Source organism: Salinisphaera sp., assembly GCF_002729955.1.
Taxonomy (GTDB): Bacteria; Pseudomonadota; Gammaproteobacteria; order Nevskiales; family Salinisphaeraceae; genus Salinisphaera.
Map to the genome: position 1 here is coordinate 70,028 of NZ_PBYA01000006.1, position 9,718 is coordinate 79,745.

General features: G+C 61.5%; 7 protein-coding genes. 4 read left to right on the top strand and 3 right to left on the bottom strand.

Translation table 11 applies throughout. The features are described from left to right. Positions 1-35: 35 nt before the first annotated feature. Together CMN27_RS02105 and CMN27_RS02110 are read right to left on the bottom strand one after the other, a co-directional pair. Positions 36-614 (bottom strand): lipocalin family protein, encoded by a 579-nt coding sequence (locus tag CMN27_RS02105; RefSeq protein WP_293623750.1) that lies wholly within the window; start codon positions 612-614, stop codon positions 36-38. 47 nt (positions 615-661) lie between these two features. After that, entirely contained in the window at positions 662-3,073 is a 2,412-nt protein-coding gene (locus CMN27_RS02110; RefSeq protein WP_293623751.1) for an EAL domain-containing protein, read from the bottom strand. 325 nt (positions 3,074-3,398) lie between these two features. Here CMN27_RS02110 and CMN27_RS02115 point away from each other — a divergent pair, with 325 nt between their 5' ends. The 4 genes from CMN27_RS02115 to CMN27_RS02130 all read left to right on the top strand — a co-directional run bounded on the left by CMN27_RS02115 (position 3,399) and on the right by CMN27_RS02130 (position 7,807). Further along, positions 3,399-4,724: a HAMP domain-containing sensor histidine kinase gene (locus CMN27_RS02115; protein WP_293623752.1), complete on the top strand. Its 1,326-nt coding sequence runs from the start codon at positions 3,399-3,401 to the stop codon at positions 4,722-4,724. Beyond that, positions 4,717-5,739, top strand: a complete 1,023-nt coding sequence (locus CMN27_RS02120) for a hypothetical protein (RefSeq protein ID WP_293623753.1) — start codon at positions 4,717-4,719, stop codon at positions 5,737-5,739. The genes CMN27_RS02115 and CMN27_RS02120 overlap by 8 nt, the downstream gene beginning before the upstream one ends. 312 nt (positions 5,740-6,051) lie before the next feature. Further along, on the top strand, positions 6,052-7,317 hold the full coding sequence (gene cqsA / locus CMN27_RS02125; RefSeq protein WP_293623754.1) for an alpha-hydroxyketone-type quorum-sensing autoinducer synthase: 1,266 nt from the start codon (positions 6,052-6,054) through the stop codon (positions 7,315-7,317). A 283-nt stretch (positions 7,318-7,600) separates the two neighbouring features. Then, positions 7,601-7,807: a hypothetical protein gene (locus tag CMN27_RS02130; protein WP_293623755.1), complete on the top strand. Its 207-nt coding sequence runs from the start codon at positions 7,601-7,603 to the stop codon at positions 7,805-7,807. A gap of 106 nt (positions 7,808-7,913) precedes the next feature. Here CMN27_RS02130 and CMN27_RS02135 read toward each other — a convergent pair whose 3' ends face one another. Further along, positions 7,914-9,371 carry a sodium:alanine symporter family protein gene (locus CMN27_RS02135; RefSeq protein WP_293623756.1) on the bottom strand — a complete coding sequence of 486 codons (1,458 nt, stop codon included), beginning with the start codon at positions 9,369-9,371 and terminating at the stop codon, positions 7,914-7,916. Positions 9,372-9,718 lie beyond the last annotated feature (347 nt).

The following is a 9,718-nucleotide window of genomic DNA, read 5'->3' on the forward strand; positions in this document are numbered from 1 at the left end:
CCGGCACGGCGTCGCGGGTCGTAGGTTATGCAGAGCTAGCCGTCGTTGCGTTCGTCGAGCGGCTGTTGCGGTACCTTGCGCAGCTTCGAGATGTCGTAGCCGTAGTCGGCGACCTTTTCCACGAGCGAGTCGTAGGTGGCGTCGTCGATTTGCGGCGTGCGCGCCATGATCCATACATAGTCGCGCTTGTCGCGGGCCACGATGGTCGTCTGGTAGTCGTCGTCCACATAGGAGATGACGTACTGCATGCGCAGCACCCAGTAGAAACGCATCGCCCAGACGGCGTTGTTGGTGCCCTCGAGCACGCTGCCGACCGGGTGCATGGTCTGTTGTTCGCCGTCGAAGCCGCCCTCGCGATAGGTGAAGGTGGTTTCGATGGTGCCGGGCTCGGTCTGCTCGTAGCGCTCGATCGAGTTGTAGGCGTTTTCGGTCGCACTCGGCGGAATATGGGCAATGACGTACCACTTGCCCATATAGCGGTCGATATCGACCTGGTCTTCCACCGGGAAATCGGCCGGCGGCATGAGGCTGCAGGCCGCCAGCCACACAGGGGCCAGCAGAACAGCGATTTTCTTGAGAGCTGTCATCGCAAACGTATCTTTGTCGGGATTCATGTCGATACTACGCGCTCTGCGCGCGCCGTGGATTCCGCAGCGCGTAATCAGCGAGCGCGCACCACCCGCTTGCGCGTGCCGAGTGCGACGGACAGCATCTCGAAGGGGATGGGGCGGGCCACGTGATAGCCCTGGGCATAGTCCACGCCGATGGCCCGTAGCGCCTCCAGCATGGCCCGGTTTTCCACGTGCTCGGCCACGGTCAAAAGGCCCATGGCCTGACCGACCTGGTTGATGGCCTCGACGATCGATCGCTCGACCGGATCGGTGAGGATATTGGAAACCAGCTTGCCGTCGATCTTGATGAAATCCGACGGCAGGTTCTTGAGATAGGAAAACGAGCTCAGGCCGCTGCCGAAGTCGTCGAGCGAGAACCGACAGCCCAGCGCGCGCAGCGAGTGGATGAGTTCGCCGGCGCGGTGGGTGTTGGTGACCGCCGCGGTTTCGGTGATTTCGAAGACCAGGCGTCGCGGATCGACGCTGGAGGCTTCGATCAGCCCGCGGGCGTAGTCCACGAAGTGTTCGTCGGTGATCGACTGGCCCGAGATATTGATGCTGTAGTGCTCGATCGCCGCGTGTTCCGCGCCGGCTTCGGTGATCAGCCGGATCGCGCGTCGCAGCACCCAGCGGTCGATACGCGGTGCAATGTTGTAGCGTTCGGCGGTGATCAAGAAGTTCTGCGGCGAAAGGATCGAGCCGTCGGTATCGCGTACACGCAGCAGCAGTTCGACGCCGCAGCCGTCGTGTTCACGGCGTTCGATGGGCTGGATGAACTGGGCGAACAGCTCGAAGCCATCGCTGTCCAGCGCCTCGCTGATCTGCTGCATGCGCTGCATGTCGCCGTGGCGGGTGAGCGTTTCGTCGCTGTCGTGGTGGTAGACATACACCTGGTTGCGGCCTTTCTCCTTGGCCAGGTAACAGGCGGTATCGGCGCGGCGAAGCAGTTCGGTGGCATCGACGGCCTCGCGGTCGATCAGGGCAACCCCCACGCTGGCGCCCAGGCGAAACAGCTTGTCGTCCCAGCGAAAACGAAAGCGATCGACTTCCGTACGTAGATCCTCGGCCTTGGATTGGGCATCGCTGAGCGACATGTTGCGCATGATCAGGCCGAACTCGTCGCCGCCGAGCCGGGCCAGCGTATCGTTGGCGCGAATACAGTCGCCGAGACGGGCAGCGATCTGGCGCAGCATTTCGTCGCCGGCGTTATGGCCACAGGTGTCGTTGACCAGCTTGAACTGGTCGAGATCGATATAGCACAGGGCATGGCAGCGCTTGCTGTCGACCTGGGCCAGCGCCTCGTCGAGCAGTCGCTCGAAGGCGCGACGGTTGGGCAGCCCCGTGATCAGGTCATGATTGGCCTGGTAGGCCATCTCTCGCGAGATCTGCTGCAGTCGGGTGATATCGTGCAGCACGATCACGGTACCGGTGACCTTCTGTGTGCTGTCCCGGATGGGCGAGATCGTGACCTTGACCGTATGGCCGGTTTTCTCCGGCGCGCGGTCGTAGAGGGTGAGATCCTCGTCGTGTTCCTGTAGCGTGCCGCGGGTCAGACAGCGATTCACGAGCCCGCTGACGGCCACGCCGCGCGCCGTGTCCACGAAATTGCAGAGTTTGTCGAAGTGCCGTCCCACGGCATCGTTGGTCTGCACGCCGAGCATCTGTTCGGCGCGAGGGTTGAGATACTCGACCGCACCGCTCGCATCCGTGGTGATCACGGCATCCCCGATCGAGGCCAGGGTGACCTGGGCACGCTCCTTTTCGTTGTTGAGCGCCTGCTGGGTCTCGATCAGGCGGGTGCCGTCGCGACAGATGCCTTCGCTGCCGATGGCGTTGCCGTCGGCGTCGTCGATGCGGCGCGACGAGATCAGCAGCCAGGCGATTTCGCCGTTGCGCCGATACACCCGGGTGGGGTGGCGATGCAGCTGAGCGCTGTCGAGCAGTAGCCGCTCGTCATGGGCATTGGCCAGCATGTCGCTCAGGCGGCGGCCTTCGAGTTCGCCCGGCCGGTAGCCGAGCATGTCGGTCACCGTGTCGGTGATCCAGCTGATCCGGCCTTGTGGGTCCGTGTGATAGAGCACGTCGGTGACGTTGCGCAGCAGACGCTGCACGCGCTGATGACGTACCAGCAGCTTGTCGTGATAGCGCTGTACGCGACCGACCAGGTTTTCCACGGCGTCCACCAGCCGGGCGTTGGCGCCGACGATGGCCGGGGGGCGTTGGGGGGCCGCACGGCCGACGATATCCGACTGGTCGAGCCAGCTGATCAGCGGCGCCATCGACCTCTCATCGTCGCCGCGGTTTTCACGTAGCGCGTACCAGCAAAGCACCAGCACGCCCGTGATCGATACCAGTGTCAGCGCGAGCACCGCCGCGGCCGTGATCGTGTCGGCGCGATAACTCAGTCCCAGTACGACGAACTGGGATGCCAGGGCCAGGCCGAGCGCGAATGCAACGGCCACTCGTCGGCGTGGCAGGCGCTTCATGGCCGGCGGATCGGGCGCCGCGTCAAGAAGCGCTCGATGGCAACGCGTACGCAGGATTGGGAAAGCATGATTTTTTCCAAGGCCTAGGTGGGCGGTTGCTGGCTTGAATGATAGCGCGAACGGTATGACAAGCCGCTGAAAAGACATGAAACCCGTTCTTCGATACTACGAATTCTGGCGGGCAAAGTATAGGATGACGTGATGATCGCCGATTTATATCAACCTAAACCCGCGATCCGGGCCTGCGACCCGAGGCGCTAACGTGTTTTTGTTGCGCCCAATTACATTGTTTTTCAGACAAATGGCGTGTCTGTTCCGACGTCTGCAGGTTCGTCTGCTCGCCTCACTCAACCAGAGCGCGACCTATTCGCTGGCCAATATGCGGATGTTCGCGATCGTGGCCGTGGTCGGGCATCCCCTCTTCTATCTGTACTGGACCGAATTCGAGCCGCAGATCTTTGAAAGCGTATGGCTGCGCGTGATCAGCGTGGTGGTGGCGCTGCCGATGCTCTTCGAGCGCCAGCTGTTTCGTGCCGGTGAGTGGCGACGTGGCGTCACCGTCTACTGGTTTCTGATCCTGGTCTATCAGCTGCCGTTCTTCTTCGTGTTCATGTCGTTGATGAACCATTTCTCGACGGTCTGGGCGCTGTCGACGATGGCCGCGTCGCTATTTCTGGTACTGCTGGTGTTCGACTGGCTGATGATCATGCTCATGGCGCTGATCGGTACGGCGGCCGCCTGCCTGGTCTATATTGCGATCGGTGGTGACATGAGCGAACAGTCCGAGACGCTGCGCCAGCTGGTGCCGACCTATCTGTTTGCGCTTCTCGGGGGCAGCGTTTTCAACTACAAGACCGAGCTGGTCGCGCGGGAGAAATTCGCGGCCATCACTTCCGCGGTGGGAACCATGGCCCACGAATTGCGCACGCCGCTGCTGGGTATTCGAAGCGGTGCCCGCGGGCTGCAGAATTATCTGCCGGCCATCTTCGAAGGCTTCGAAATGGCGCGGGCCCAGGGCCTGCCGGTCAAGCGCATACGCACCGCCCATTATCGCGAGATGCATGCGGTGCTCTCTCGCATCAACACCGAAGCCGAGTACACCAACGTCATTCTGGATATGCTGCTGGTGAACTCGAGTCGTACCACCATCGATGAAAGTTCGTTCGAGGTCAGTTCGATGGGCGCCTGTGTGCAAACCGCGCTCGAGCGCTATCCTTTTCACTCCGCGCAGGAGCGTGAACGGGTGCACTGGGCAGCGGAGCCGGATTTCCGCTTTCGCGGTTCGCCGCTGCTGATGGTGCATGTCCTGTTCAATCTGTTGAAGAACGCCCTGTATTTTCTGGCCCGCGTGGACGATGGGGATATCCGGATCTGGGTCGAGCATGGGCCCGGGGGCGCTCATCGGCTGTATTTTCGTGACACCGGGCCGGGCATACCCGCCGACGTGCTGCCGCGTATCTTCGAGCGCTTCTATTCCGGCATGCCGCATGGCCAGGGCACGGGCATCGGACTGGCGTTCGCACGTATGGTGATGGAGAGTTTCGGTGGCGACATCCGCTGTCGTTCCGTTGTCGGCCGTTATACCGAATTCGTAATGTTGTTTCCTGCGGTAGACCGTGATGAATAGAACCCGTTTAGCGCCTTATTTTCACCCCACCCAGATCGTGCTTGTCGATGACGATATCGATTTTCTCGGCAATCTGAGTCTGCAGCTGGAGGCGGATCTGCCGTATCTGTTGTTCGACTCCACCGAGAAGGCGCTCGACTACATCAACGATCGCGATGACGAAACGCCGTCGCGTCAGCGGTTTTTTCGTCTCGAGGAAGATCGCGACGGGCGCCGCCGGGTCAAGCTCGATAACGAGGCGCTGGCGCGGGAGATGCACTTCACCAACCGGTTTTCGCGTATCTCGATCGCGATGATCGACTACGCCATGCCGCGCATGAACGGGCTGGAGTTCTGCAGCCGGATTCGCGACCCGCATATCAAGAAGATTCTGTTCACCGGCGTGGCCACGGAAGCGGAAGCCGTCGAGGGTTTCAATGACGGGCTTATCGACCGCTATATCCGCAAGAGCGATCACAACGTCTACGAGCACCTCAACCGCACCATTCGTGAGCTCCAGCACACGCACATCCTGGAGACATTCAAGACCGCGATCGACGTGTTCGACGTCGACGTACCGCCGCTGCTCGGCGACGATGCAATAAGAGAGCTGCTGTTCACGCTGCGCTCACGCTACGAATTCGTCGAATATTACATGGTGTTCAACCCCACCGGGTTCGTACTCATCGACGGCGACGGTGGCCTGTATCGCCTGGTGATCGTTGACGAAGCCGAGCAGCAGGCCATGGTCGAGCGGGCCGCGGCACTCGGCGCGCCCGCGGAATGCATCCGGCTGTTGCGCGCGGGCGACAACCTGCTCGATCCGGCCTTCATGAGCCGTGCAGGCAGCGACTCAACGGACGCATATCGGCACTGGAAATCGCATATGCGGGTGGCGGAGCGCGTGGAGGGCGCGCGCGTATACCGCTGGGCTGTGTTCGAGTCCGACCCGGGCGAACACGGCATGACCCGGCCCACGGCCACCTTCAATCGCTATCTCGAGTGGCTGGATACGGTGGGTTATTCGTTGATGTAAAGGCCACCGCGCGAACGGTGGTGAGGGGTTGCATAAACCGCGCAAGCGGTTGATTGGCCTTGATTGCCCCGACGCTGGAAAGTTGACGAGGCGTTCGGAAAAGAGGGCAGATGCGCACGCTTTTCAATCATCCGTTGCGCGACAGGGCGGCAATGTATTGATAAACATAAAATTGCACGCGACTAAGGGCGTGTAGTTTGGTATGGCACATCTATTTAATATAAGTAGAGTTAAATAGAAAATTGCCGGGCTGACAAAGCGTCAGTCGAACGAGGCAATGAACCGTCATATCAATATCAATACGAGGTTGTCATGAGCGAATTCCATGTATCCCGCCACTCCCCGCTACGGCCCACGGCTGTCGCCGAACCGGCGTTCCTGCAGCGGCACGTGGATCATTATTTTCGCGAACGCGTCGAAAAGACGTGGCAGGGCGGACATATCATGCACGGCCGCCAGCCGGACGCGAACTCGATTCTGATGGTGACCAACGACTATCTCGATCTGGCCAATCACCCCGAGGTAATTCAGGCCCAGATCGATTGCCTGCGCGGCTCGGACAATACTGTCGTGATGTCCGGCGTTTACCTGCATGGCGACAGCCCGCAGCTGCACCTGGAGCGACGCTTTGGACGCTGGATGCACATGGAGTCGAGCCTGCTCTGTCAGTCCGGCTATGCGGCCAACGTGGGTCTGATCCAGGCCATCGGCGCGCCGGGCACGCCGGTCTATGTCGACATGTTCGCGCATGCGTCGCTCTGGGAAGGCGTGCGCAGCGCCGGGCTGGAATGGAAGCCGTTCCGACACAACGATGCCTCGCATCTGGAAACGATGATCAGCCGCAATGGCCCGGGCATCGTCGTAGTGGATTCGATCTATAGCACCACCGGCAGCATCGCCCCGCTCAAGGACATCGTGGCCGTTGCCAATCGCCACGGCTGCGTGATCATCGTTGACGAGTCCCATTCGCTGGGTACGCACGGCGACCAGGGGCGCGGTCTGGTGGCCGGTCTCGGCCTGGAATCGCAGGTGCACTTTGTCACCGCGAGTCTGGCCAAGGCCTTTGCGGGCCGGGCCGGGTTGATTGCCTGCAGCGAGCGCCTGCGTCAGTTCATCAAGTACAACTCGTTCCCGGCGATCTTCAGCTCGTCGCTGCTGCCACACGATATTGCGGCACTGTCGCGTACGCTCGATCTGATCAAGGGCGCTGACAACGAGCGCAATCGCCTGCATGCCAACGCGGCCTATCTGCGCCGTCATCTCGACGCCCTGGGCTACAACGTCGATAGCGGTGAGGCGCAGATGATCGCGCTCGAAGCCGGGCGCGAGGAGCAGACGATCGTGTTGCGCGATGCGCTGGAATCGCGAGGCGTGTTCGGTTCGGTGTTCTGTGCGCCTGCGACCGCCACCAAGCGCTCGCTGATCCGGCTGTCGGTGAACTGCAACCATAGCTACGCGCAGCTCAACCGCGTGATCGAGGTCTGTCGCGAGATACGCGAAGAGGTGGGCTTGGCCGATTGGCCCTCGACCCGACGTGCGCGCAAGCGTCCGCTGATGGCGCGCGCCGATGCGGCCTGAGCACTTGTGATGCACGCCGGTGCGCCATGCCGGCGCACCGGCGTACGGCCAACGCCAAAGCTGCCCCGGCGCCGGCCGGCACGGTTTCGCGCGCCGGTACCGTGCAAGGGTTATCGGGCCGGCAGATCGTTATGCTGTCGGGCTGATTGAGGTCTTCGCCTGTCGTGCGAACACACGGCGGGCCGACGAAAAACGTGTCGGATGGTGCGGCTAAGGCTGGGTTGGTTTGCTAGCGCGTTGAAAACAGCTGTTAGGGTCGGCGTTTTCTGCACGGATACGCGTCATGACGGATTTCACCGAACTCAGCAAAAAGACCGATACCAGCGTCGAAATACTGCAGGCGATTGCCGACCAGCAGGGCGACGATCCGGACCGGATTCAGGAAACGCTCGAAAATCCCGAGGATTTTGATTCCCTGATTGCCAGCGCCCGCGAACGCGTCAAGGACGCCAGCGTGAACCTCAAATGGCAGGGCAAGGCTGTTATGTAGCCATCCCTTCAGCTAGGCGAGAAAAAGGGCCGACCGGCAGTTTGCCGGCCGGCCCTTTTTGTGTGGGGCGTCGTATTCTCTCCAGCCGATAGGACCAGAGGGTGGCTCAGTCCCAGATGCCCGGTTCGACCTGGTCGGGGTTTTTCAGCACGGCGCGATGAAACACCGGTTCCTCGATGCCTTCGGCGCGCTGGCGCTCGTAGTCCTTGAGCACCCGTAGCGCGATGGGCAACAACAGCAGGATCGCCACCAGGTTGGTCGTGGCCATCAGGCCCATGGCCAGATCGGCGAAGTCCCATATGAACGTCAGCGTAGCCATCGAGCCGATCATCACCATCGCCAGGATCAGCGGTCGCAGGATCGCGATGGCCTTCTTGTGATGCTTGCCGGTCAGGTATTCGACGTTGATTTCCGTATAGGCAAAGTTCGCCAGGATCGAGGTATAGGCAAAGAACAGGATGGCGATGGCGATGAAGCCAGAGCCAAACGCGCCCAGATGATCCGACATGGCGTCCTGGGTGAGCTGAATGCCCTGCATCGAGGCATCGGTCTGCGTGCTCAGCATCTGGTCATAGACCCCCGAGAGTAGGATCACCACCGCAGTACAGCTGCAGATGATCAGGGTATCCACGATCACACCGAACGACTGGACCAGGCCCTGGGCGGCCGGGTGGTGCACCTCGGCGGTGGCGGCGGCGTTCGGGGTCGAGCCCATGCCGGCCTCGTTCGAGAACAGGCCCCGCTTGATGCCGTTTTCCATGGCGACCTTGATCGTATAACCCACGGCACCGCCCACGGCCGGCCCGAAGCCGAAGGCGCTCTGAATGATCAGCCAGAGCATGCCCGGGACCTGCTCGTAGTTCGCGATCAGGATATACACCGCGACCAGGAAATAGCCGATGGCCATAAGCGGGACGATCTTCTCGGCGGTCTTGGCGATCGAGCGCAGCCCGCCGTAGACGACGATGCCGGCCAGTACCACCAGCGCGATGCCGGTCGCCCAGGTCGGAATGGCGAAGGCGCCCTCCATGCCCTTGGCAATCGTGTTGGCCTGGGCGCCTGAGAACGCAAAGCCGTAGGCGATGATCAGGAACACCGCGAAAATGATGCTCATCCAGCGCTGGCCGAGGGCCCGTTCGATGTAATAGGCCGGGCCGCCGCGATATACGCCGTCGGCGTAATGAATCTTGTAGACCTGCCCGAGCGTGCACTCGATGAAGGTCGTGGCCAGCCCCACGAGCGCGGTCATCCACATCCAGAATACGGCGCCCGGCCCGCCTACCCACAGGGCCAGGGCTACACCGGCGAGATTGCCGGTGCCCACGCGTGCGGCCAGGGAGGTCGCCAGCGCCTGGAAGGAACTCACGCCCTGATCGCTGCTGCGGCTATCGAAGGTGATCTTCACCATATGGCCGAGCATGCGGAACTGCATGAACCGCGTGGCGATCGTAAAGATCAGGCCGGCGCCGAATAGCAGGTAGAACAGAATATAAGTCCATATGAAGTTGCTGATCGGCGAGGTCACGGCCTCGACCGCGGCACGCGCGGTTTCGATGAATTCCATTATCGAGTTCCCCTTCCCTGTGCGGATGAACCGGCATGCAGCGCTCGCAGGCGTGGCCGTGTCATGTGTTCATGTGAGCAATAATTACGCCAGGCACCCGTCGCGGGTGTTTTCGGCCGTGTCCCGAGGCGACCGGCCAGACGTTTCGATCGAGCCTACGCCGGCCGCGCCATCAGGGCCAGACAGCGATTGGTCGGAGAGGCGCTGTAACAATGCTGTGGCTGCAGGCCTGGATCGGATAAAAAAACCCCGCCGCAGGGTGATCCATACGGCGGGTCGATACAGCACCGGTCGATCAGTTGACCGCGCCGCCTTCACTGTCCTGGCTGCATTCAGCCAGTCCGGCG

Excerpts from the sequence above, each read along its gene's own strand:
- cqsA (WP_293623754.1), top strand. The coding sequence starts at position 6,052 with ATGAGCGAATTCCATGTATCCCGCCACTCCCCGCTACGGCCCACGGCT.
- CMN27_RS02135 (WP_293623756.1), bottom strand. The coding sequence starts at position 9,371 with ATGGAATTCATCGAAACCGCGCGTGCCGCGGTCGAGGCCGTGACCTCG.
- CMN27_RS02105 (WP_293623750.1), bottom strand. The coding sequence starts at position 614 with ATGAATCCCGACAAAGATACGTTTGCGATGACAGCTCTCAAGAAAATC.
- CMN27_RS02120 (WP_293623753.1), top strand. The coding sequence starts at position 4,717 with ATGAATAGAACCCGTTTAGCGCCTTATTTTCACCCCACCCAGATCGTG.
- CMN27_RS02130 (WP_293623755.1), top strand. The coding sequence starts at position 7,601 with ATGACGGATTTCACCGAACTCAGCAAAAAGACCGATACCAGCGTCGAA.
- CMN27_RS02115 (WP_293623752.1), top strand. The coding sequence starts at position 3,399 with ATGGCGTGTCTGTTCCGACGTCTGCAGGTTCGTCTGCTCGCCTCACTC.